The organism is Bizionia argentinensis JUB59 (assembly GCF_000224335.1).
In the GTDB taxonomy this organism is placed as follows: Bacteria; Bacteroidota; Bacteroidia; order Flavobacteriales; family Flavobacteriaceae; genus Algorimicrobium; species Algorimicrobium argentinense.
This window is the reverse complement of sequence record NZ_AFXZ01000012.1, coordinates 64,290-89,971: the sequence shown is the minus strand read 5'-3', so window position 1 is coordinate 89,971 and position 25,682 is coordinate 64,290. Positions and strand designations below refer to the sequence as shown.

At 34.0% G+C, this 25,682-nt stretch carries 20 protein-coding genes; 6 read left to right on the top strand and 14 right to left on the bottom strand.

Annotated elements, in window-relative coordinates; all coding sequences use genetic code 11:
* Positions 1-11: 11 nt before the first annotated feature.
* The 3 genes from BZARG_RS04660 to BZARG_RS04645 form a co-directional block, all read right to left on the bottom strand.
* A complete protein-coding gene (locus tag BZARG_RS04660) occupies positions 12-2,204 on the bottom strand; it encodes a peptidase domain-containing ABC transporter (RefSeq protein ID WP_040288018.1) in 2,193 nt (730 codons plus the stop codon).
* Positions 2,205-2,302: 98 nt separating this feature from the next.
* Positions 2,303-2,515 (bottom strand): hypothetical protein, encoded by a 213-nt coding sequence (locus tag BZARG_RS04655; RefSeq protein WP_008635908.1) that lies wholly within the window; start codon positions 2,513-2,515, stop codon positions 2,303-2,305.
* A 439-nt stretch (positions 2,516-2,954) separates the two neighbouring features.
* A complete protein-coding gene (locus BZARG_RS04645) occupies positions 2,955-4,571 on the bottom strand; it encodes a vitamin K epoxide reductase family protein (protein WP_008635977.1) in 1,617 nt (538 codons plus the stop codon).
* Between the two features lie 1,114 nt (positions 4,572-5,685).
* On the opposite strand from BZARG_RS04645, the gene BZARG_RS04640 reads away from it, so the two are divergent.
* Positions 5,686-8,766, top strand: coding sequence for a T9SS type A sorting domain-containing protein (locus BZARG_RS04640; RefSeq protein WP_008635901.1), 3,081 nt, complete (start codon positions 5,686-5,688; stop codon positions 8,764-8,766).
* 66 nt (positions 8,767-8,832) lie between these two features.
* Here the strand turns inward: BZARG_RS04640 and BZARG_RS04635 are convergent, their stop codons facing one another.
* The 4 genes from BZARG_RS04635 to gcvP all read right to left on the bottom strand — a co-directional run bounded on the left by BZARG_RS04635 (position 8,833) and on the right by gcvP (position 14,358).
* Positions 8,833-9,675 carry a glycosyltransferase family 2 protein gene (locus BZARG_RS04635; RefSeq protein ID WP_008636016.1) on the bottom strand — a complete coding sequence of 281 codons (843 nt, stop codon included), beginning with the start codon at positions 9,673-9,675 and terminating at the stop codon, positions 8,833-8,835.
* A gap of 10 nt (positions 9,676-9,685) precedes the next feature.
* Positions 9,686-10,213 carry a methyltransferase gene (locus BZARG_RS04630; protein WP_008635870.1) on the bottom strand — a complete coding sequence of 176 codons (528 nt, stop codon included), beginning with the start codon at positions 10,211-10,213 and terminating at the stop codon, positions 9,686-9,688.
* Between the two features lie 54 nt (positions 10,214-10,267).
* Positions 10,268-11,329 (bottom strand): 3-oxoacyl-ACP synthase III family protein, encoded by a 1,062-nt coding sequence (locus BZARG_RS04625; RefSeq protein ID WP_008636066.1) that lies wholly within the window; start codon positions 11,327-11,329, stop codon positions 10,268-10,270.
* A 179-nt stretch (positions 11,330-11,508) separates the two neighbouring features.
* Positions 11,509-14,358, bottom strand: a complete 2,850-nt coding sequence (gene gcvP / locus BZARG_RS04620) for an aminomethyl-transferring glycine dehydrogenase (protein ID WP_008635803.1) — start codon at positions 14,356-14,358, stop codon at positions 11,509-11,511.
* A gap of 120 nt (positions 14,359-14,478) precedes the next feature.
* Here gcvP and BZARG_RS04615 point away from each other — a divergent pair, with 120 nt between their 5' ends.
* A complete protein-coding gene (locus tag BZARG_RS04615) occupies positions 14,479-15,312 on the top strand; it encodes a UbiA prenyltransferase family protein (protein ID WP_040288016.1) in 834 nt (277 codons plus the stop codon).
* On the opposite strand, the gene BZARG_RS04610 is transcribed toward BZARG_RS04615, so the two are convergent.
* The 5 genes from BZARG_RS04610 to BZARG_RS04590 form a co-directional block, all read right to left on the bottom strand.
* Positions 15,292-15,552: a hypothetical protein gene (locus BZARG_RS04610; RefSeq protein ID WP_008636043.1), complete on the bottom strand. Its 261-nt coding sequence runs from the start codon at positions 15,550-15,552 to the stop codon at positions 15,292-15,294. The genes BZARG_RS04615 and BZARG_RS04610 overlap by 21 nt on opposite strands.
* A gap of 3 nt (positions 15,553-15,555) precedes the next feature.
* On the bottom strand, positions 15,556-16,110 hold the full coding sequence (locus tag BZARG_RS04605; protein WP_008636022.1) for a sigma-70 family RNA polymerase sigma factor: 555 nt from the start codon (positions 16,108-16,110) through the stop codon (positions 15,556-15,558).
* A 33-nt stretch (positions 16,111-16,143) separates the two neighbouring features.
* Positions 16,144-18,177, bottom strand: a complete 2,034-nt coding sequence (locus tag BZARG_RS04600) for a M3 family metallopeptidase (RefSeq protein WP_008635922.1) — start codon at positions 18,175-18,177, stop codon at positions 16,144-16,146.
* Positions 18,178-18,397: 220 nt separating this feature from the next.
* Positions 18,398-18,886, bottom strand: coding sequence for a 5-(carboxyamino)imidazole ribonucleotide mutase (gene purE / locus BZARG_RS04595; protein ID WP_008635866.1), 489 nt, complete (start codon positions 18,884-18,886; stop codon positions 18,398-18,400).
* A 50-nt stretch (positions 18,887-18,936) separates the two neighbouring features.
* Positions 18,937-20,091, bottom strand: a complete 1,155-nt coding sequence (locus tag BZARG_RS04590; RefSeq protein WP_008636019.1) for a 5-(carboxyamino)imidazole ribonucleotide synthase — start codon at positions 20,089-20,091, stop codon at positions 18,937-18,939.
* A gap of 159 nt (positions 20,092-20,250) precedes the next feature.
* Between BZARG_RS04590 and BZARG_RS15445 the strand changes: the two genes are divergently transcribed.
* The 4 genes from BZARG_RS15445 (at position 20,251) to BZARG_RS04570 (ending at position 23,785) form a co-directional block, all read left to right on the top strand.
* Positions 20,251-21,360, top strand: a complete 1,110-nt coding sequence (locus tag BZARG_RS15445) for an adenylate kinase (RefSeq protein ID WP_008635983.1) — start codon at positions 20,251-20,253, stop codon at positions 21,358-21,360.
* A gap of 179 nt (positions 21,361-21,539) precedes the next feature.
* Positions 21,540-22,538, top strand: a complete 999-nt coding sequence (gene obgE / locus BZARG_RS04580; protein ID WP_008635883.1) for a GTPase ObgE — start codon at positions 21,540-21,542, stop codon at positions 22,536-22,538.
* 6 nt (positions 22,539-22,544) lie between these two features.
* Complete coding sequence (locus BZARG_RS04575; RefSeq protein ID WP_008636001.1) at positions 22,545-23,255, top strand: ion transporter; 711 nt, start codon at positions 22,545-22,547, stop codon at positions 23,253-23,255.
* Between the two features lie 23 nt (positions 23,256-23,278).
* Entirely contained in the window at positions 23,279-23,785 is a 507-nt protein-coding gene (locus BZARG_RS04570; protein WP_008635852.1) for a DUF4136 domain-containing protein, read from the top strand.
* 2 nt (positions 23,786-23,787) lie between these two features.
* Here the strand turns inward: BZARG_RS04570 and BZARG_RS04565 are convergent, their stop codons facing one another.
* Together BZARG_RS04565 and BZARG_RS04560 are read right to left on the bottom strand one after the other, a co-directional pair.
* Positions 23,788-25,179: a M64 family metallopeptidase gene (locus BZARG_RS04565; RefSeq protein WP_008635871.1), complete on the bottom strand. Its 1,392-nt coding sequence runs from the start codon at positions 25,177-25,179 to the stop codon at positions 23,788-23,790.
* Positions 25,180-25,184: 5 nt separating this feature from the next.
* The gene (locus BZARG_RS04560; protein WP_123766876.1) at positions 25,185-25,661 is read right to left on the bottom strand and encodes a hypothetical protein; all 477 of its coding nucleotides are present in this window, start codon (positions 25,659-25,661) and stop codon (positions 25,185-25,187) included.
* Positions 25,662-25,682 lie beyond the last annotated feature (21 nt).

The window sequence follows — 25,682 nt, the reverse complement described above, 5'->3', positions numbered from 1 at the left end:
TTAACCTGACATTAATTACCTAGTTCTAATTGGTTTTTAACCAGATTATAATAGTTTCCTTTTTTTGCTACTAACTCTTGGTGATTGCCGATTTCAACAATGTTTCCGTGCTCCAAAACCACTATTTGATGGGCGTTTTTAACCGTACTTAATCTATGTGCTATTACTACCACTGTTTTATCTTCAAAAAAAGTGTTTAGGTTTTCCATAATAATTTTTTCGTTATTGGCATCTAAAGCGGAAGTTGCTTCATCAAAAAATAAATAATCAGGATTTTTATATACTGCTCTTGCTATAAATAAGCGCTGCTTTTGTCCAGTACTTAACCCTGTTCCTTCGGCTCCTATTTTTGTATTATAGGAAAGGGGCAAAGATTCTATATAATCTCTAATATTTGCGACATTAATAGCGTGAGCCAATCTTGTTTTGTCCACAGTTTCTTCGCCAATGGCAATGTTGTTAGCAATGGTATCATTGAAAATATAACCTTCTTGCATAACAACGCCATAATGGTCTCGCCAAGATTTTTGAGACATATTGTGTAAAGAAAATTGGTTCAATAAAATGTCGCCTTCGTTTGGTTTATAATAACCCAGAAGTAGCTTCATTAAAGTCGTTTTACCACTTCCGCTTGTTCCAACAATAGCCGTTGTTTTCTTTTGGGGAATATGTAAGTTTAAATCTTTTAACACTTCAATATCTGATCCTGTGTATTTAAAAGTGACATCTTTGATTGAAATAGCTCCACTTTTGGGTATTTCTTTTATTTTACTTTGAGGATCAACTTCTTCATTGTTCATATTGTGGATCTCACTTAAACGGTCCAATGATATTTTGGCATCTTGCAATTCTCTTACAAAATTGATTAACTGTTGCACTGGTGAGTTCAATTGTCCAACTATGTAAGAAATAGCTAACATCATACCCAAGGTTATTTCTCCGTCTATTACTAGTTTAGCTGATAGAATGGTTATAAGTATATTTTTAAGTTCATTGATGAAAGAGGATCCAACACTTTGTGTTTGCTCTAAAGACAAGCTTTTTATAGATACTTTAAATAATCTTGCTTGTGTATGTTCCCAAGCCCAGCGTTTTTGCTTTTCGGCATTATGTAGTTTAATGTCTTGCATGCCATTTATAAGTTCAATTACTGTGCTTTGTTCTTGGCTTAAGGCAGAAAAACGTTTATAGTCTAATATTGCGCGTTTTTTTAAGAAAATTTTAATCCATAAAAAGTACAGAAAGCTACCAATAAGAAATATGCTGAAAATTTGTAAGCTATAGTAAGCCAGAACAAAACTGAATACTATAAAATTAACCATAGAGAATAATACATTCAAAGAAGATGTAGTTAATATTTGCTCAATACGTTTATGGTCATTTATGCGCTGAAGTAAATCCCCTGTCATTTTAACATCGAAATAGGAGATTGGTAGTAACATTAATTTGATAAAGAAATCTGAAATTAATGAGATGTTTATTCTTGTACTAACGTGTAGTAAAATCCAGCTTCTTATAATTTCAATAGCTGTTCGGCCTATAAATAAAGCAATTTGTGCAAAAAGGATAAGGTATATAAAGTTGAGGTCACTATTTTTTATACCAACATCTACGACACTTTGCGTTAAAAAAGGAACAACTAATTGCAGTAAGCTGGCAGCCAATAGGCCAACACAAAGTTGGATAATAAAGCTTTTGTACTTGATGAGGTATTTTGATAGATAAGTGAAATTAAACTTCTGTTCTTCGTCTTCATCAAAATCAGTACTGTAAAATTGTGGTGTAGGGTCTAAAAGTAGCGCAATACCTTCGGGTGTATTTGCAGTAGAATTATTACCAATCCAGAATTTTAAAAACTCAACTTCAGTATATGTAATTAAACCATGTCCTGGATCTGAAATATAAAATGTATCATTCTTTATTTTATAAAGCACGACATAATGATCTTTATTCCAATGTAAAATACAAGGTAATGGTGCTTTTATCAAATCTTCTAAAGTTAATTTAACGCCTAAGCTTCTAAAACCAATAGTTTCACTAGCATCACTTAAATTAAGCAAACTACTACCTTCTCTTGTAGTTTCGCTGATTTGTCTAATTTGAGTAATTGATAGATTTTTACCATAATGCTTGGCTATGATTTTTAGACATGTTGGGCCACAATCTTTAGACTCTGCTTGATTATATGTAGGGAATTTTTTCAGTTTTTCGTACTTAATAAAATTAATCTTTAAATAACATAGAAAGGAGGTGATTAACTTCCTCTCTATGTTTTTACATGAAAATTAAAAAGGATAAAGCCCTAATTACATGGGGCTTGACCTAATATAGAACACATTCCCGTTTGGGGAATCCACTGTGGACGGTATTTGTATGGCATATTTAAACAAATTTGCTCTGTAGAGTTAATTTGATAATAGCCGCAACCTTGTCCATTGGCTGGTTCTTTTCCGGCGCTAACCTCTTTTTGCTCCGCTCTTGTTAAAGCTTTTCCTAAATTCTTTAAATTTTTCATTAATAAATTCTTTGATAAATTATATTCGCCGTGAACATTTAAAAGACACTCACAGTTTGTGTCTATTCCCTTAATAATAAGGTTAAATCCCTTTTTTATTTAAAAATAACTCACAGCCAAAATAATTTATTTTAGCCGTGAATTACAGAATTAAAATATCGGATCTATAGGGACGAACTGACAATAAAGTTCGGCACATTGACGTCCCACTTGTTCACATATACGGTCTCGATTTCTATCACACTGGAGTTTACCTCCATTAATAGTTTTCTGTTCAGCTCTAGTTAAAGCTTGTCCTAAATTTTGTAAATTTTTCATAATTATAAATTTTAATAAAATTATATTTGCCATGAACATTTAAAGACACTCACAGTTTGTGTCTATTCTTCGCGAGAGAATATTGTTCAAAATGCAAAGCCTTTTAAAGGGCTTTGCTATTTTATATTGTTTCTTGAAAATTATTTATTATTAGATTTGTATGACAAGCTTCTTGTAGTTCTTCAATAAAAAATTCTAAATCAGTTCTATTATATGCTTTAGGGTAGGCTTTACCATTAATTAAAATTTCTGGAGTAAAGTTTATATTGTTTTTAATACACCAGTTAGATTCTGTTTCTAAAGTATTCAAAGTGCTCTTTGATGCGGAGCCAGCTCCCCACTTTATAAACCATTTTTTGCTGTCTGAATCATTGTAAATATCGTGCATGGCTTTTAAACAGGAAACTTCACCTTCCATATGAAACAGTTCCAACAATCTGCTAGATACTAATACGCCATCACTCTCTAAATTTTCGGTGTTTATATTAAACCGTACCGTAATATTAAGTTTTGCATGATGCTTATTAATTAGTAACTCTACTAAATCATGAACGTCTTTACAGTGGCCACAAAATGGGTTTGTAATAATTGTGATATTTAAAAGCGCATTTTTGTTTCCGAAAACTATTTCACGCGTATTAGGTAATAAAGTGTCTATAGTTTCCGATTGTTGCAAAAGCGTATTAAACAAGTCAAAGTTTCTCTTAAACTTAATTGATTCAATTTTCAATTTTTTAAAAGCTTGCTGTTGTTTTAACAGTGTATTGATAAACAACCACACTGAAGAGATTATAGCAAATGAGAATCCTATTAGTAAGGTTGATTTTATATTTAATAATGAAAAATTAAAATTTGTAAAAAAGAATATTAATGACTGTAATACTAAAACTGATGCAACACCTAAACATAAAACGCACCAGTTTTTTGAAACTTTTATTTGGTAATAAATTGAATATACAACGATGGGTAGTGCAGCTACGCTTATTATGTACAAAGCTGTTAGTGAAGTCTCAACTAGGCTTAATAAAAGTGAAGCTAGACTAACAGACACGAAATAAATTAAGCTTACATCACTCATTTTTATGCTTTTATATAGTGTGGCTCCTTTAGAATTTAAAACGGCATTACAATTGGTTGTTTTGCTATCTTGTGAGCATATAGTGCTTATTATTTTTGAGTCTAATCCTAAACCGTGTTGAATTATTAAATAGCTTATAGAAACGCCTGCTAATGATAAAATAAAATATATAGAGGCGCTCAAGTCTTGGTTTGATATAAAAAACAATAAGCAAAACAACATAAAAGCAAAAGCAATAAGTGGTTTTTGATAACTGAATGTTTTCGCTTGATTTGAACTGTCTGATTCACTTTTTTCAACAGCAACCAAAACGCCTGTAAACTGTTGTGAAAAATTTAATTCAGAAATAGTCTCATTTACCTTATTATCGAAAATAAGTTTGTATTCTGTTCCCTTTTTTAAAACTAACACTAAATCATTTCCGTTGTTTCGTTTTATTTGGGCTATAAAAATACTAGGCATCTGTTCTAAAGTCTCCTTGTTTACAGGGACTTTTACGGCAGTGTTTTCAATGTTGAAATGATTTAATACTCCTGTTATGGCATGTAAACTAGGGTAAGAGGGGTGGCTCTCTATTTGTAATTCTAATTCATTATCATCAATGCTGATTTTATTTTTTCTAAGTAAACTTTGAACGAGAAATGTTATAGATTCTGGCATTATTAACTTTATATTTTTAGAACTGGATTTTTAAAACTACATTTTTTAAAATTGTTTTTTTACGGTTAAACCGCAGTTGAATTGTGGTTTAACCGTAGTTGTTATATTTTATACCAGTTGTAAGCTTATGTTTTTATTTTATTTATATTGACTCTAAATAGCTTTTATGATTACCTAGATGTTAGTGTTATGAAATTAGCTTGTGTTTATTTGATTAAATAACTAGAAGTTGATGAGCTCACATAAAAAATTGATGATACTTCTAAAAGAATTTTGTAATAAAGACATTTTGATAATAAAGAAGCTCCAAAAGTACGCGACCAGTGTTTAAGTAAAAGCATAAAACATTCCATTTAAAGTTGCCATTGGTTTTGCGGTCATTGAAATTGATCCGGTTTCCAAGGCATTGGATTCGAATAATATAAAACGAGGTAACTTAGAAGCTATAGATTATTTGGATAGTGCTGTGGATGGTGTTTTAATCTTCCGTGTCAAATCCAATGAGTATTTTATCCCTATACCAAGGACTATTGATGTGGAAGAGGAAATTAAAAAGCTAGAATAAGAATTAAAATATACTGAAGGCTTTTTTAAATCAGTTCTAAAGAAATTAGCTAACGAACGTTTTGTGGCTGTCGCTCCAGAGCTAGTTATTTATTAACAAACGGAATAAAGATGCCCACGCTTTAGCAAAAACTAATATTTTGAAAAGTAGTTTGGCGAGTTTAAAATATAGAATCGAACTTTTAACTTTGAGTAACGTACTGTCTATTGTAATAGTTTGGAAAAAACTAGAGATTTAGCAATGGTATGTTCCATTCGAAAAAATCGGGAAACTTACGGGTGCTTTTTATATTTAAAATTATAAAGGCATACTTTAAGTTAACAAGCCATACTGTTTTCCTAGCAAGCTGTAGAAAATATAAATGAGGCTCGTTCATTATTCTATACTTTTCTAAACTATTCAAGGCTGATAATAACTACATTTTCCTTCAGATCTCATTACTTTTTTAGGGATGGACGCTTCACAGCGATAAAATATGCCCTTTAGCTAAAATCCTACAAAAATCATTTTTATGACAGTCTTTATAATTACTTTGCGGGCCTTAAAAAGATGACCAAACCTATCATGAAACAACACTTACACTTCCTACTTTTTATTGCTATTTTCTTTTTTACAAATCCATTATTATCACAAACAGGACCGGGAGGTGTTGGGAACAATACAACCAACGGTTTATGGTTAAAAGCAGATGATGTCAATTTAGCTAACGGAGAGGGAGTTACTACTTGGCAAGATGCTTCTGGTAATGCCAACCATGCTAATCAAACAGTATCAACTGGAAGACCTACTTTTAAAAGTGTATCGACATTTAATAATTATCCGTCTATTGATTTTGATGGTAATAATGATTGGCTGCGCGTTGAAGATGCTGATATTTTGGATGGAACTACTTCTATTAATTATTTTACCGTAGTTAAACCAAAAGGACTGGGTAGTTCACAAAGTGTGCAAGCTATAGTATCTAAAAGGAATGGATATAATACTTCAAATAATCAATATGCTTACACTTTTTTCTTTTATAATAACAGACTAACAAATGATATAACTAACTCCGATAACCGTTACGATTCATCTCATGCTTTTTCTAACAATACCAATTATGTATTAAGTTTTGATTTTGATGGAGGTTTAGTCGAAAATGCTCGAAGCTCTATGTCAAAAAATGGAAACATTTTAATAACAGCTAGGGAGCAGTCTAATAAGGTTCTTGCTTCATCTGCGCCTTTGATTATTGGTCAGTTAAATGTGGGTGATGGGCGCTATGCCACTGAAGAACTTGCTGAAATTATTCATTTTAATTATAAATTGAATATCGCAGAAAGAACCATTGTACACAACTATTTATCGGCTAAATATAATACACCGTTAGTAGTAAATAATTTTTATACTCAAGATAATGCGGTTAATGGGGAGTTTGATCATCATGTTGCAGGTATCGCTAGAATTAGTGGTACAGCACATCTAGACTCTCAAGGTAGTGGAATAGTTCGCGTTAATAATCCAAGTGACTTAAGTGCAACAAATGACAAATATTTATTCTGGGGACAGAATATTATGGGTTCTACTTATAATTTTAATGCTGAAATTCCTGCTGAAGATAACGCTGGAATTATCCATAATCATCAACACTTAAACACGATTTGGCGCGTTAGTAAAAGTGAAGGCGCTCAAAATTTAGGAACCGTAGATATGACATTCGATATCTCTAGCTTTCCGGAAATTTCTGGTTGTCATTCTTTAGAACTCGTCGTAGGTTCTGATAGTTATGACTATTCTTTAGGGACAGCCAATCAATATAATGCCATTTTTTCAAGTCCACAATCCATATATCCATTAACAGTTTCTGGAGGAACAGCTACCGCAAGTGGTTTAGACATCAGTGATGGTAGTCATTTTACATTACGTTATCGAAAAAACGAGCTAATCATATGGAATGGCTCAAGCTTTAGTGGAGGTTCAGGACCGGGAGGTGCACCATCAGCTTTAGATGCTAATAAAACATTATTGATTTCTTCGGGTACAGCCACTTTAAATGCAAATGCTTATGTGTGTGAAATAGAAGTTTCAGCTGGTGCAAAATTGAACCTTGCTAATGATTTAAAGCTTACCGTTCAAAATAGAATAGTAAATAATGGTGAAATTGATTTATTTGGAGAAGCCCAGCTTGTTCAAAAACACATTGGTGAAACCTCTAATTCGGGAAGTGGAAGTTTAAAAATTAGACAACAAGGTACTAGTAATTTATATAATTATAATTATTGGAGTGCACCTGTAAACAGAAACGGTCTATGGAAAGTAAAGTATTTAGAAGATAATAACGGCGTTTTAACTTTCTCACATCAAAATAATGCTAATTTTAATACACGAACGTTAAGCAGTAAATGGCTTTATACGTTTTATGGTACGCAAAATAATTATGCTGACTGGCGCCATATAGGTGATAACCGACTTATAGTTCCGGGAATTGGCTATACCATGAAAGGGTCGGGGAATTCTGATTCAGACCAAGAATATGTATTTAGAGGAACACCTAATAATGGTAATTATAACGTTGGAGTATTTTCTGGTATTGAAGTTTTAACTGGTAACCCGTATCCTTCCGCTTTAGACGCAACGCAGTTTATTATAGATAATTTAGACGTAATAGATGGTACCCTATATTTTTATGAACAATTTGAAACAAATAACACCCATGTTTTAAGGGATTATCAAGGTGGTTATGCTACCTTAAATTTAATGGCAGGTGTTGCAGCTGGTGAGGCGGCAGGAGATACTAATGGCGGCATAAGTACAAAAGGTAAACCGACAAATAATATAGCAGTAGCTCAAGGTTTTTTTGTGAATATAAATGCGGCAGGTAATTTAAAATTTAATAATGCACAACGTGTATTTGCTAAAGAATCTTTGGATGAGTCTGTATTTTATAGAGAAAGTGCTTCAAGAGCAAATACTGATACAAGAACCAAGTTTTGGTTAAACTTAACTGATCCTTTAAATAGAACAAGACAAATTGCTTTAGGTTACGATAAAAATGCTTCAGCAGGTTTTGACAAGGGTTATGATGCAGCTGATAATAGCAATTATCCCGACACCATGTTATGGGATGGGGCTGATAATTTATTAGTCATTCAAGGTTTAAACGAGTTCAATATCGAAGACGATATACCGTTATTCATAAAAATTAAAACACCTGGGAATTACACTATTAGCTTAAGCGAAACAATTAATTTTCCAAAAAATACACCAGTTTATTTAAAAGATAATTTAGAAAATCGATTTTATAACTTAAAAGAGAAAGCGGCATCTATTAGCTTTAAAGGGGGTGAATATACTAATCGTTACTCTATCGTTTATCAAAGAGCTACTTTAAGTACGGGTACATTAGAGACGAGTTTGAATGTATTCGTCACATTTGATAAAAAGACTGATAACCTTCAAATATTTGGTGTCAACGATTTAAACGTTATTGATTCGGCTCATATTTATTCAATTGAAGGAAAACAAGTTGTTCATATTAAGAGTTTAGATTCCAATAGAATTGATATCGCTCACATAAACGATGGTATTTATATCTTAAAACTAGAAAAGACATCGGGTGAAATTCGGAATATCAAGTTTGTGAAGTATTAAGAATTATAAATTTAGTATTAAAAAAGTCTGCTTTGTGGCAGACTTTTTTGTTTTAATTTTTCAAATTTATTTCCCAATCATGCCATTCCAACGCAACTTCCGGATAAAAACACCTTGTTCTTTTGTTACTAATTGCTCTATATTGTTCTTTTTTGCTTTAAAATAACCCGCTATATAATCTTTGAATAGTCCGAAGTCACCTTTTTTATAAGCTAGTTTTAATGCCGATATTAAAGTAATTAAAAAGCCATAACGCATTTTATACATCGCTTCACCTTGCAAGTATTTAGCTGCTTTATTATAGCTTTGTCCTGTCGGTTTTAAATGCTTCACATGAAGAGTCTCGTCCGTTAAAAGCTCCCATTTATAGAATTTAGCGAGTAATTCATCAACTGTGTCCCAACCCATAGAGGGTTTTAACTTCCCAATTTCTAAAAAACACTCTTTTCTATAGGCTTTTAAGGCGCCGCGAATATGATCTTTTCGGGTTAGGTTTTCGAGGATCCATTCGTCATTATTTTCAATATAGCAAAAACCGGAAGCCATACCGAGTTTGTTATTTGCTTTAAAGTGTTCAGCTATTTGTGCTAAATAATGCTTCGGAAATATCAAATCGGCATCAAACTTACAAATAACATCATAGTTTTCGTCTAATGCATCGTAACCCTTGTAAAACGCATTGATAATCTTTCCGCCGGGTAAATGTTCATCTGAAGATTTAGAGTTAATTAAGCGTATCCAATGATGTTTAAGGGCGAATGATTCTACAATAGATCTCGTGTTATCTGTTGAGTTGTCATTTACTACAATAACCTGTTTAGGCAAGAGCGATTGAGAAACTAAAGACTCTAATGTTTTGGCTATTAAATCTGCTTCGTTATGAGCAGGAATGATAATGTAGAAGTTCAAGATTTAAAATTTATAGTTTGATTCTCTCCGCATAAACAATATAATATCTGGGGGTAAACCATCTTAAAATAGGTCTAATTCCTAATTTTTTTATGGGGTTAGTCCATTTCTCACGGGCAATTATTTTCCATCCTGCTTTTTCTAAAAGCCAATCGAATTGCCAATCTTCAAACTCGTGATAATGTCTATCCCACATATCTGTTTTGCTTCTATAGGCGGGCGAAAACCATAACCTTAAAGGAATGCTCGCAACTATTTTATCTGCTTTTATACTTTGCAAAACAGTGAAAGGTGATAATAGATGTTCGAAAATTTCAAAAGCCGTTATCACTTTAGCAGATGAATTTTCAATAGCTTTTGTATCAATATCTAAATCTTCACCAGAAGTATTTTCAACTTGATAACCTAAATTCTTCATAATCGGTGTAAACGGATTTTCTACACCTAGATCTAAAATTTCAGAGTCAGTTGAAATATGCTTTTGAAGAAATTCGGCAGTATGTTTAAAACGTTTATTTGGATAGGTTTTTTCGTACATATTATTTCCTGTAAAATCAGGAATCTTAATGAAGTCTTCACTTCGGAAGATTCATTAGTATTTATAAACAATAGCATTTATATTCATTCCAGCACCTACACTAGCAAACATAATAACATCACCTTTATTTATAGAATGACCTTCAAGTTTACCTTTTAAAATTAAATCTAATAAGGTAGGAATAGTTGCGACACTGGAATTTCCAAGATTGCTAATGGTCATTGGCATAATGTTTTCAGGCACCTCCATATCATATAGCTTATAAAAACGTTGTACAATGGCTTCGTCCATTTTTTCATTAGCTTGATGAATAAGTATTTTCTTTAAATCCTTAATATCATAGCCACTATTATCCAAACATGACTTCATGGCTAATGGTACTTTACTTAAAGCAAATTCATAAACTTTTCTGCCGTACATTTTTATATACCTATTTTGATCAGCAGTTTCAGGACTGTATGTTTCACCAAAATAAATAAATTCTGCTTCATCTAAAGCGTGCGTGGCAGTTTCGTGCGCTATAATTCCACCGTCTTCATCCGTTTTTTCTTCAAGGACTATAGCGCCGGCACCATCGCTATAAATCATGGAATCTCTATCGTGTTTATCCACGACTCGAGATAATGCTTCGGCCCCAATAATCATGCATTTTTTTGCAATTCCGGACTTTATAAAAGAGGTGGCATGTATAACACCTTCGTTCCAACCGGGACAGCCAAATAAAAGATCGTATGCCACGCATTTAGGGTTTTTAATTCCCAAACGTTGTTTAACGCGAGATCCAATACTTGGTACAGTATCACTTTGCTTTGAATTGTGTTTTATATCGCCATAATTATGTCCAACTATAATATAATCGAGAGTTTCAGGATCAATATTGGCATCTGCAATTGCTTTTTCTGCAGCAAAAAACGCGAGATCTGAAGTCGTGTGATGCTCTTCTGCATATCGCCGTTCCTCAATTCCGGTAATAGCTTTAAATTTTTCAATAATAACGTCGTTATTCTGTTTTATGGATGATCCGTCGTTATTTAGGAATTCATGCTCGTTGAAGTCCGAATTTTTTTGAATATTGCTTGGTACATAACTACCAACTCCTGTAATTTTTATTGCCATAGATTTGCATTAATGTTAGTGGGCAAGTACTAAATTAGTTAATATATTATTGTTAATAGCTACTAGTTATTGTAATTATACCTTTTTTTATTGAAACGTTAAAGAAAAGCATCTAAAATTAATTTATTAATAAAAATAAAGCCTTCTGGTAGGAAGGCTTTATTGAAATTTATTAATACTTATGCATCCATGTACACTTCAATAGGTGCACAGGTACAAAAAAGATTACGGTCACCATAAGCATCGTCAACACGTCTAACGGTTGGCCAAAACTTATTGTCACGCACATATTCTAATGGGAAGGCTGCTTGCTCTCTTGTGTAAGGCATTAACCATTCATCTGCTGTAATCATATCTAAAGTATGCGGTGCGTTTTTAAGCACGTTGTTAGTGTCGTCTTTTGAAGTGGCTTCGATTTCTTTTCTAATGGAAATCATAGCATCACAAAAACGATCCATTTCAGCTTTGCTTTCGCTTTCCGTTGGTTCAATCATTAGGGTTCCAGCGACAGGGAACGATACCGTTGGTGCGTGGAAGCCGTAATCCATTAAACGTTTGGCTATGTCTGTAACTTCAATACCATTTTCTTTAAAAGCGCGACAATCAACAATCATTTCGTGAGCTGCTCGTCCGCGTTCGCCAGAATACAACGTATCAAATTGACCTTGTAAACGCTCCTTGATATAATTGGCGTTTAAAATGGCAATTTTAGTTGAATCTGTCATGCCTTTTGCGCCTAACATTTTTATGTAACCATAAGAAATTAAACAAACTAATGACGAACCAAACGGAGCACCTGAAATTGCTGAAATAGCATTAGTTCCTCCAGTTTTAATAATTGGATTGCTTGGTAAAAATGGTGCTAGTTGTTTGGCTACACAAATTGGTCCCACACCTGGTCCACCACCACCATGAGGTATGGAGAACGTCTTATGAAGGTTTAAATGACAAACATCTGCGCCAATATTACCTGGGTTGGTTAGTCCTACTTGCGCATTCATGTTGGCGCCATCCATATAAACTTGGCCACCATTATCATGAATAATTTGGGTTATTTCTTTTATAGCAGACTCATAAACACCGTGTGTTGATGGATACGTTACCATGATACATGATAAATTATCTTTATGTAATTTCGCTTTTTGGCGTAAATCGTCAACATCAATATTACCTGTGTCGGTAGATTTTGTTACAACTACCTTCATTCCAGCCATAACCGCACTTGCCGGATTTGTACCGTGTGCCGACGATGGAATTAAACAAATGTTTCTATGGTGATCGCCACGAGATTCGTGATACGCCTTAATAACCATTAATCCAGCAAACTCACCTTGAGCGCCGGAATTTGGCTGTAAAGATGTTGCGGCAAATCCTGTAATTTCTGTTAGTTGATCTTCTAATGCTTTTAAAACATTAAGATAACCTTGAGCTTGATCCGCAGGAACAAATGGGTGAATAGTTCCCCAGTTTGGCGAACTTAATGGTAACATTTCAGCTGCTGCATTTAGCTTCATTGTACAAGAACCTAAAGCAATCATCGAGTGATTTAATGATAAATCTTTACGTTCTAATTTTTTAATATAACGCATTAATTCCGTTTCCGAATGGTGGGAATTAAATACATCGAGGGTTAAGAACTCTGATTCTCTTTTTAAAGATTCCATAACCATATCGGTTTCTGAAATACTATCAATCACAACCGTTTCCTTTTTAGCAACTTCAGCAAAAATAGATACGATTTGATTCGCATCCTTTAATGTTGTTACCTCATTTATAGAAATAGTAACGGTTTCCGCATCAGGATAGAAAAAATTAACACCTGCTTTTTCGGCAGCTGTTTTAATAGTATCAGCGTTTGCTTTTACTTGAATCGTATCAAAATACGATGTGTTAGTTTGAGTGAAACCTAATTTTTCTAAAGCATTAGCTACAGAACCTGCAGTATTGTGCACGCGATTAGCAATAAACTCTAACCCTTTTGGGCCGTGATATACAGCATACATACCTGCCATTACTGCTAAAAGTACTTGAGCTGTACATATATTAGATGTTGCTTTATCACGCTTAATGTGTTGTTCACGTGTTTGTAGCGCCATACGTAAGGCACGATTACCATTCATATCTTTGGTAACGCCAATAATACGTCCTGGAATATCACGTTTATAGGTTTCTTTAGTCGCAAAATAAGCCGCGTGCGGACCGCCATAACCCATTGGTATACCAAAACGTTGTGTTGTTCCAACTACTACATCCGCACCAAATTTCCCTGGAGCTTCTAATTTTACTAAACTTAAAATATCAGCAGCAACGGCAACTTTAATGTCGTTATCGTTTGCTTTAGAAATAAAAGTTTTAATATCTGTTATTTGGCCATCCTTACCTGGATACTGCAATAAAGCAGCGAAAAATTCCGCTGAAAAATCGAAAGACTCTTCATTACCAACTACTAATTCAATTCCAATAGGATTAGCACGCGTTTCAAGTAATGATAAGGTTTGTGGTAGGATGTTTTCTGAAACAAAAAACTTATTAACCTTGGCTTTCTTTTGATCACGTGATCTTACCGCAAATAATAAAGACATAGCTTCTGCGGCAGCCGTACTTTCATCTAAAAGAGATGCATTGGCCAATTCCATACCCGTTAAGTCCACAACCATGGTTTGGAAGTTTAAAAGAGCTTCCAATCTTCCTTGTGCTATTTCTGCTTGGTACGGCGTATAAGCTGTGTACCAACCTGGGTTTTCTAAAACATTTCGTTGAATTACCGCCGGTAAAATAGTAGGGTGGTAACCTAAACCGATATACGTTTTGTAGGTTTTGTTAAGATTTGATAATTCATGAATGTGTGTCAAGTATTCTTGCTCACTCATGGCTTCATCCAAATTTAATTCTTTTTTTAATCGGATATCATCTGGAACAGTCTCAAAAATAAGTTGGTCTAATGAGTCCACACCAATGGTTTGTAACATGCGATTTCGATCCTCTTCTCTTGGACCAATGTGACGTTGTGCGAAAGCAGTTGTATTCATTAAAAAGTTGTGTTGAATTTAGGCTGCGAATTTACGGAATTATTAACGCTTTAATGTTAATGCTAATGAAAGTTTTTAACCAATTGAATTTATTATTAACACTTTATGTATTTTTGTTGTATGCAATTCGTGAAAAAGGTATTCGATTTTTATTTAAACAGCAGCATCCACGTAGCCCTAGCTGCTGTTTGTTTAAGTTGGTTAACGCTCATCGAGTATCAAATTCCCTGTGATATGTACGTGCTTAATTTCATCTTTTTTGCAACAATCATGGGTTATAATTTTGTTAAGTTTTTCGGATTAGCCCAGTTTCACCACCGAAGCCTGTCAAGTTGGTTGAAGTTTATCCAAATTTTCTCCATGATTAGTTTTTTGATAATGGGTTATTTTGCCACTCAATTACAGTTAAAAACAGTATTTTATTTAATGGTATTTGCCGTTGTTACCTTTTTATATGCCATTCCTTTTTTACCGAAAAAATTCTATTTAGATAAACAACAAAACTTAAGAAACATTAGTGGACTTAAAGTTCATGTTATTGCATTAGTTTGGTCTGGTGTTACAGTGCTTGTCCCCTTAATAAATAATGATCGATTTGTGGATACTACCGTTATTTGGGCCTTTATACAACGCTTTGTGCTCGTTTTAGCATTGATGCTTCCTTTTGAAATTCGCGATATGCAATTTGATAGTATTAAATTAGCAACGATCCCGCAGAGAATTGGTATTAAAAACACGAAAATTATGGGCGTTGTTCTGGTACTATTATTTTTTGGACTAGAATTTTTTATGCCTGAAAAGCCAATGAATAAATTGTTAATTCAATTGGCTATTACGCTTATATTGATAATGAGCATCCTGTTGGCGAGAAAAAATCAGGGAAAATACTATAGTGGATTTTGGGTAGAAAGCATACCTATTTTATGGTTACTTTTAACGCTCTTGTTTGGATAGTTCTTTGTTGAATTTTGTTTTTATTTGAGCGCGTTCCATAGCGTTTAAACAATCTATTTTTGAGCTTTTTACTGAATCTGAAAGCTTGATGTTTTTTTGAACATAAGTCCGTGTTACACGACAAAATCCATAACGCAGCATCAACTTTAGTTTTTCCCAACCTGTTGCTTCATTATATTGCGCTTTGTCACAAATATGTTGTGCTTCTTTACAAGAAATAAATAAATATCTTTTTTTCATGCTCTAATTAAACCATGTTTTCTCCATACATTCTGCCATAGCGGTACGGGCTCTATGGACAATTACCCATAGGTTAGACGCTGTTATATTTAATTCATTACAAATGGTTTCTGTATCTAGACCTTCAATAGTTTTCATTTTGAAAACAGTAGCCTGTTTTTCCGGTAACTTCTCTAAACAACCGTAAATAGCATCGCCCAATTCGTCATTTTCCAGACTATCTTCAGCTGTTTTGTCAAAGGGATCAGCAACACGTTCTTCTAGCCAATCACCTTCTTCTTCACCGCTATTATAGGACATACGAACTTCTGCCTGACCTTTTATGGAATTAGTCTTACGGTAGTGATCAATAATTTTTCGCTTTAATATGGCTGTTAACCACGTGCGCTCGCTGGCTTCACCCTTAAAGTTTTTCATGGATTTTAAAGCTGCAAAAAACGTATCCTGTACCAAGTCCTTGGCAATTTCCCGATCACTAACACGCGAAACGGTGAAGTTAAACAAGTAATCCGAATACCGATCAATCCAATGGTCTGGATTTATAAGATGTTTTGGCATAGAGTTCTTTCAGCGATTTTCATCAAAAATAAGCTATTTTTTAATTAAACCTGCGCGTTTTAACAAGGCATCTGGTTGTGGTTCTTTACCTCTAAAGCGTTTGTATAAAACCATTGGGTCGTCTGTTCCGCCTTGGGACAGAACATTGTCTTTAAATTTCTTGGCCACTTCTTCATTAAATATTCCTTGTTCTTGGAAGTATTCAAAAGCATCAGCATCTAAAACTTCAGCCCATTTATAACTGTAGTATCCTGAACTGTATCCGCCTTGAAAAATATGAGAGAATGCAGTACTCATACAGTTTTCGAGAACATCTGGATAAAGTTTGGTGTTTTCAAAAGCTTTTAATTCTTGCGTTTTTACATCTGTTATTGCAGTAGGGTCTTGTCCGTGCCAGCTCATATCCAATAAGCCAAAACTTATTTGACGCATAGTTTGCATGCCTTCATGAAATGTAGCCGATGCTTTAATTTTTTTGATTAAATCCATAGGAATCACTTCGCCAGTTTCATAATGTGTAGCAAAAATCTCTAGAGCTTCTTGCTCGTAACACCAGTTTTCTAAAACCTGACTTGGCAATTCAACAAAATCCCAATAAACGCTAGTCCCAGATAAACTCGGGTAGGTTGTGTTGGCTAGCATACCGTGAAGCGCATGACCAAATTCGTGGAATAGGGTAGTGACCTCATTAAATGTTAACAAGGATGGTTTTGTTTTTGTTGGTTTGGTGAAATTGCAAACAATAGAAATGTGCGGTCTACTATTTTTGCCGTTTTTAACATATTGCGGTTTGTAAACCGTCATCCAAGCGCCATTTCGTTTGCCTGATCTCGGGAAAAAATCGGCGTAAAAAATAGAAATTAAATCGCCAGTCTTATTAGTTACCTTATAAGTAAGAACTTCTGGATGATATTTGTCAATAGTGTCAATTTCTTCAAATTGTAATCCGTATAATTTTTCGGCAATCGTGAAAACGCCGTTAATAACGTTTTCTAATTTGAAATATGGTTTTAATTTTTCATCATCTAAATCGAAAAGTTTCTGCTTTAATTTTTCAGAATAATAACCTGAATCCCATTTCTGAAGTTGCTCAATACCATCTAATTCTTTAGCAAAAGTTTCTAGATCCTTAAATTCATTTTCAGCAGCTGGTTTTGCTTTTTCTAATAATTCATTTAAAAACGTTTCAACCGTTTCTGGGTTTTTAGCCATACGTTCTTCTAAAACAAAATGCGCATGCGTTTTATATCCCAATAAATTGGCGCGTTTAAAACGCAGTTTCGCAATTTCTAAAACGTTTTCCTGATTGTCGTATTTATTATTTTGAAATGCTCTGGCGCCGGAAGCAATAGCGAGTTCTTTTCGCAATTCACGATTATCAGCATAGGTCATAAACGGAATATAACTCGGGTAATCCAAAGTTATTAACCAACCTTCTTTGTCTTTGCTTTCTGCTAAATTACTAGCAGCTTCTTTAGCACCATCTGGTAATCCGGCTAAATCCGCTTCGTCTGTAATATGTAGCTCATAATTATTAGTTTCGGCTAATACGTTTTCACCAAAAGTCAAAGATAGCTTGCTCAAGGATTTATCTATATCGCGAAGTTCTTGTTTCTTGTCTTCTGGGAGATTTGCACCATTTCTAGAGAAGCCTTTATATTTTTTGTCGAATAACGTTTGCTGTTCTTTAGTTAGTTTTAGGGATTCCTTATTATTGTAAACAGCTTTAACACGTTCAAACAATTCTTGGTTTAAAGTAATATCATTACTGAAGTCAGATAATAAAGGTGAAACGTCTTGAGCTATTTTTTGAATCGTATCATTGGTTTCAGCCGAATTCATATTAAAAAATATACTGGCCAAAAGATCTAATTCTTCACCTGAAAAATCTAAAGTCTCTATGGTGTTTTCAAACGTTGGTGCTTCCGTGTTTTTGGTAATTGTGTCAATTTCTGCTCTTGCTTTATCAATAGCGATTTTGAAAGCCGGAAGGTAATCGGCATCTTTAATTTTGGAAAAAGGTGCTGTTTGAAAAAGTGTTTGGAATTTGGTGTTCAATATATTCATGATGATTATTTTAAAACGTAATTTGTTGATGTAATTTTGTGAATCATTTCTTACAACAGAAATCTTGCCATAGTATTAACTAAAATTTAAGAATAAAACTTAAAACGATATTGCTAATAAGTCTTACTTTTGCATTAGATTTTTCATGAGAGTTTCATGCTCATTTTAAATTATTGATTAATAGCGTTAAACCTCGGCCTCACAGCCGGGGTTTATTTTTTTAATTGGTGCTTAAATCTTTAGCGGACTCAACGACTTTAGCTTTTAACTCTTCTTTATAAGCTATAATTTTGTTTTGAATTTCTGAATTCGTGCTCCCCAGAATTTGAGCTGCCAAAATACCAGCATTTTTAGCGCCATTTAAAGCAACGGTTGCTACGGGAACACCGCCTGGCATTTGCAAGATTGATAAAACGGAATCCCAGCCATCTATAGAATTACTGCTTTTTACAGGAACCCCAATAATTGGCAAAGGAGATAAGGATGCCACCATTCCTGGTAAGTGCGCTGCGCCTCCCGCTCCGGCAATAATGACGTTTATACCACGAGTATGTGCGTTTTTACCGTAATCGAAAAGCTTTTCAGGTGTGCGATGAGCCGATACAATATCTACTTCTACATCAATTCCCAGCTCCTTTAAAATATCAATGGCGTCCTGCATAACTGGCAAATCGCTTTTGCTACCCATAATAATTCCTACTTTGCTCATAATGTTTTTGTTTTTTGTGGGATAATCTCTTTGTTTAGGTCGAAGCGATATTATTCACTAATAACTTGAATTGCGTTTTTTACATCTTCGGCTATTTTTCTAGCGTCTTCAATAGATTCGCTTATTATAGTAACGTGACCCATTTTTCTGAAAGGTCGTGTTTCTCGCTTGCCATAAATATGAGGTGTAACGCCAGGCATAGCCATTATTTTTTCAATGTTTTTGTAAATAACATTTCCTGTGTAACCTTCGGCTCCGACTAGATTTACCATAACACCGGCAGTTTTGTTGTCTGTTCTGCCTAAAGGAAGATTCAGAATAGCGCGTAAATGTTGTTCAAATTGCGAAGTGTAACTAGCTTCAATAGTCTGGTGACCTGAATTATGTGGTCTTGGTGCGACTTCATTAACTAAAATATCATCGTTATTGGTCTGAAACATTTCAACAGCCAACAATCCTACGTGATTATATGCTTTGGACACCTTTAAAGCAATATCTGTAGCTTTTTTTGCCACTTCAGGACTTATTCTAGCAGGACAAATTACATATTCCACTTGATTAGCTTCGGGATGAAATTCCATTTCAACAACTGGATAAGTGGCTACATTACCATTTGGATTGCGAACTACAATTACAGCCAATTCATTTTTAAACGGAATCATGGTTTCCGTTATACACTCCACATTGGGAAGTCCTTCTAAATCTTCGATTTTACGGACGACTTTTACGCCATTTCCATCATAACCAAATTGGGTGCTTTTCCAAACGAATGGTAATTTTAAGCCGCCATTGTCTACCGCATCTTCAATTTGGTTTGTATAAGCAAAGCGTGAAAAATCTGCTGTTGGAATACCATTATCCACATAAAATAATTTTTGAGTGGCTTTGTTTTGTATGGTTCGTAATGTTTTAGAAGAAGGATAAACTTTTACACCTTCCTTTTCCAAAGCTTCAAGAGCATTGGTGTTTACGTTCTCAATTTCAAAAGTTAGCACATCTACAGTTTTCCCGAAGTTGTAAACCGCATCAAAATCCATTAAATCGCCCAAATGAAATTCGTTACATGCAATTTTGCAGGGTGCTTCGGGGCTAGCGTCTAAAACACTAGTATGAATATCGAATTTTCGTGTGTCATTCAATAGCATTTTTCCTAATTGGCCGCCACCTAGAATGCCTAATTTAAAATTTGAAGAAAAGTAATTCATAGCATTTTTATGTTAAAGCCAAACTGCGACTTGTAAAATAGTTTACAACAAAAATACAAATACTAGGTCTTCCAAAAAACTTATTTCCCAACAATATATATTAGAATTCGTATAACGTTAATCAAATGATTATCTTTGCATTTCAAAAATTAAAAACAGGTGATAAAGCTTCACGATTTATATTTTAAGCCGTTTATATCAGAAAAAGAGATAGCGGCGGCAGTAGAACGGATGGTTCATGAAATAGCAGATGAGCTAGGCGATGAGATCCCCGTGTTTATTGGGATTCTTAACGGATCATTTATGTTTGTAAGTGATTTTGTTAAAAAGTATCCAAAGCCTTGCGAGGTTACTTTTATCAAGTTAGCTTCATATGAAGGCGTAAAATCTACTGAAGATATTCAAAGACTTATTGGGTTAACACAAGATTTAACAGGCCGAACGGTTGTTATTCTTGAAGATATTATTGATTCTGGAAATACGCTTACTGAAGTTCACCGAATTTTTGAAAATGAAAAGGTAAAACAACTAATTATTGCTACCCTATTTTACAAGCCTGAAGCGTATAAAAAAGATTACAAACTACATTATGTAGGTATTGAGATTCCTAGTAAATTTATTGTAGGCTACGGTTTAGATTATGATGGATTAGGTCGTGATTTACCTGAAATATACCAACTTAAAACTACACAACACATGACCAATTTAGTCCTATTTGGACCTCCGGGAGCGGGAAAAGGAACACAAGCAGAGTATTTAAAAGAAAAATATAATTTAGTACATATTTCAACAGGCGATGTGTTTCGATTTAATATAAAAAACGAAACAGCTCTAGGTATGTTAGCCAAATCCTATATGGAAAAAGGCGAATTGGTTCCAGATAATGTGACTATTGATATGTTGAACTCGGAAGTTGAAAAGAATGCCGATGCTAAAGGATTTATTTTTGATGGTTTTCCTAGAACTAACGCTCAAGCGGATGCTTTAGATAAATTTATGGAGCAGAAAGATTCGCAAATAGATGCTATGATTGCTCTAGAAGTGGATGATGAAATTTTAGTTAAACGATTATTGGGTCGTGGAAAAACTAGTGGAAGAGCGGATGATGCCGATGAAGCTATTATTCGAAATCGGATTAAAGAATACTACAAAAAAACAGCTGTATTAAAAGGCTACTATTCGACACAAGATAAGTATTTTGGCGTTGATGGAGTTGGAAGCATTGAAGATATTACGGCCCGTTTAAGCCAAGTAATTGACAAGCTGTAAGGACTCCTTTCGAATATTCGTTAACTTTATATAAAGATAACACGAACTTCGAGATAAGGAATTATAAAAATTATATCCCGTTTTGGGAAATTAGATTTAACTGAAGATTTGTATTAAATCATAGCCAAACACTGGCTTTAAACAATATATAAATTAAGGTTTATTAACCATTGATAATTATGACTGAAGGAAATTTCGTGGATTACGTAAAATTGTATGTGTCTTCTGGAAATGGAGGTAAAGGCTCTGCACATTTACATCGTGAAAAATATATAGATAAAGGAGGTCCAGATGGTGGCGATGGAGGCCGTGGTGGACACGTAATTATGCGTGGAAATCAAAATCTTTGGACTTTATATAATTATAAATTCAAAAGACACTTTAAAGCCGATCATGGTCAACATGGTAGTAGAGGTAGAAGTACGGGATCGGATGGTGGCGACGTTTATATGGATGTCCCACTAGGAACCGTTGTGCGCGATAAAGAAACAAACGAAATCCTTTTTGAAATTACCGAGCAAGGCGAGGAGAGAATTATTGCCAAAGGTGGTTTGGGCGGTCGTGGAAACTGGCATTTTAAAACGTCTACAAACCAAACACCACGTTATGCACAGCCAGGTATAGCGGGTGAAGAGATTGAAGTTATATTAGAATTAAAGGTACTGGCTGATGTAGGATTAGTTGGTTTTCCAAATGCAGGAAAATCTACTTTATTATCAGTTGTTACAGCCGCGAAACCTAAAATTGCTGATTATGAGTTTACTACTCTAAAACCTAATTTAGGAATTGTAGATTACCGTGATCATCAATCGTTCGTTATTGCAGATATTCCAGGAATTATTGAAGGTGCTGCCGAAGGTCGTGGCCTTGGACATTACTTTTTACGCCATATAGAGCGAAATTCTGTTTTATTGTTTTTAATTCCTGCTGATGCGGACGATATTAAAGAGCAATATGATATTCTTTTAGATGAATTGAAACGTTATAATCCGGAAATTTTAGATAAGGAACGCATTGTTGCTATTTCTAAAAGTGACATGTTAGATGACGAATTGAAAGCCGAATTAAAGGAAATATTAGATGTTGAACTTCCCGTAGATTACTTATTTATTTCGTCGGTTGCTCAACAAGGTCTGCAAGAACTTAAAGATAAACTTTGGAAGTTATTGAATGATTAAGATTGTATGAAGAGACGTTTAAAAGATATAATTGAAATTAATGACAGTTTAGGAAGCAAAATTTTTGCTATCAGTATTCAAGTGTTAATTTTAATTTCCATTGTAACTTTTACTTTAGAAACCGAACCGTCTTTAGAACCAAGAACGCGAACGGTTTTAAGAATTATTGAAACGTTTAGCGTTATTATCTTTACGTTTGAATATATTTTGAGAATTTATGTGGCTGATAACAAGCCCAAATTCGTTTTTAGTTTTTTTGGTATTATTGATTTGTTTGCCATATTACCATTTTATTTATCTTTCGGAATCGATTTACGCTCCTTGCGAGCTTTGCGACTTTTAAGGCTTTTTCGAGTATTGAAATTAGTGCGTTATAATAGGGCGCTAAACCATTTTATACTGGCAATTAAATCTGCAAAAGAGCAAATTTTATTATTTCTATTTATCACTTTAATCTTAATTTATTTTTCGGCAGTAGGTATCTACTTTTTTGAAAATGAAGTTCAACCCGAACATTTTTCATCAATTTTTAATAGTCTTTGGTGGGCTATCGTTACATTAACAACCGTTGGTTATGGAGATGTATATCCTATAACTGTGGGTGGGAAAATTTTTACATTCATAATATTACTTATCGGTTTGGGTATTGTAGCTATCCCTACGGGTATTATTTCGTCCGCTTTAACGAAATCTGTGGATCAACCGCCTGAAGAATAATTTTCGTATATTTAAAATAAAAAATGAAAAATATTCAAGCCCTAATACTAATATTATTAGTCTCTTCATGTGGTGTAACCGTAAATTACGATTACGAAAAAGGAACAGATTTTACGCAATACAAAACCTATAATTATTTTAGTGATATGCAAACCGGTTTTAGTGAGCTGGATGCAAAGCGCTTCTTTAACGCTTTAGAGACTGAACTTCAAATCAAAGGTCTTGCGCTTTCGGAAACGCCTGATTTTATCATAGACGTAAAAAGTACAACTTTTCAAAATCAACAATCTAATTCTGTAGGTATGGGTGTTGGAACTGGAGGAGGAGGAGTTTCCGTAGGAATTCCAATTGGTCAAGGTTCAGTATCTAGAAAAATTATTTTAGACTTTGTAGATGGTGGAAATCAGCAACTTTTTTGGCAAGGAGTAAGTCGTGAACCATCTTCTCCAGCAAACACACCAGAAGCACGTTCAGAACAATTTCACAACGTTGTAAAAAAAATATTGGATAAATATCCGCCGAAAAAATAATCCTATTTTTTGATAACTTTCTTGCTAGCCAACAACACAGAATCACTATAAATGTTTGCTATATAAAGGCCGGTTGCGTGATCATTTAAATTGATAACGTTTATCGTTCCGGAATTCAATGAAGTAGATAACACTTGTTTTCCTTCCAGGCTAGTCAATTCTAAACGTAAATTAGCTGCGCTAAAATCATCAAATTTTATAAAAAACCGATCGTTTGATGGGTTTGGATATAACCTTATAGAAAATTTATTTTCTTCGGATTGGATTTCTGTTATGCCTAAAGTACTAGTATCAATACTCCAAGTAATTACGTTTGCGTGAATTGTTGCATGATCGTCAATTCGCTGCATGCTACTATTATCGGTAATTACAACGGATAGACTGTTTAATCCTTTATTTAAATCAGTTTCAAGTATCGAAACCATATCTACATCAGTCCCAATATCAGAGCCGTTTAAAGTCCAAACAGAATTTAATGAGTGGCTTGCAGGGGTAATAAGTGATACGTTAAAATCAATGGGGAATAAAGGGGTTTCAATAGTTAAGTTATTCGGATTAAAACTATCAATAGGCGACACCAAATCGTGTATTTTTTCAATAATTCCTTCTTTACATACAGCGCAAAATGGCTTACCTAAAGTCCGCATTTTGCATTTTTGATGTGGTCTGTACCATGTAGAACAGGAGCCCGTGTTGCAATATTTATAAACACCAATATTGTTAGTTCCAACCCAATTGACCCATTTTACTAAAGTGGGATCACTTTCTTGAGTCATATTGATACCTTCTTCCGCCAATGCATCCTCAGGGTAGTATTCATCTTTTAAATTTACTAATGAATGACCAATTTCATGAATGGTAATCTCATTAGTACTAACACCTGTTGATGCTATTGGGAACTCTGCACCGCTTCCACCGTAATAAGGCGCATTTACTAAAATTAATGCTTGATCATATTCAGGAAAATTATTAGCTAGCACTGTTGAAATTAATGCACTGTTTGGCGTGTACAATAAATGATGCGAGCCATAGCTATCATATGCAGTACCAAAATAGTTGTCTACAGACAGTATTGGCACATTAAAACAGCCCGTATCTGTACTCGTTCTTGGATGTGATGCACCGCTTTCATTAGAGATTACATTTATAATATGTACATTAAAATATTCAGCGTACTCGGAAAAAGGTGATTGACTGAAAATAGAGTTTGAAAAATTTAAGGCATGGTTACGAAACAATGTTAATTCGCTTGTTGTATAACCGTCGCCAAGGACGACTATATTTATACGTTTGTCATTATCCCCAGAGTTTTTTATGGTTTCTACATCAAACGATTGCGAAAATGATAAGGTCACAAAAAGAACGAAGAGTACAGTTAGTAATAGTTTTTTCATAATAACTAAAGCTTGGTGATTGAGAAATAGGATGTATTACTATTGGAAATAACACCTATTTTGGCATAAATAACCTTATGGTTATAAGGCATTCTGAATGTAAATTCCGAGCTATCTAAAGGAATTAAACGCTTTTCTAGAATTCCTGAATCGTTAATAAATTCAATACTTTTTTCTAATGGGTTTTCTATATATAATGTTTCAATAACGTTCATGTCCTTATCTAATAAATCGCAAGCCAGGTTGTCGGCTTTATTAAGCGTTTTAGTTTCATGAAAGCCTTTTATGCGTCCTTTGGCTAAAATGGCATTCTTATATTCAATTTGTAAAATTGCCTCAGGGATTTTATAAATATGATAGGTTAAGAATATCATATTATCTGTTACTTTTTTAGTTTTTGTATTCATTAAAGTACTGCTTTGCGCACAAAGTGATGTGCAAACGGTACAAACGAAAAGCAATGAAAGAAGCAATTGTTTCATAAATAATTTCTTAAAATATGG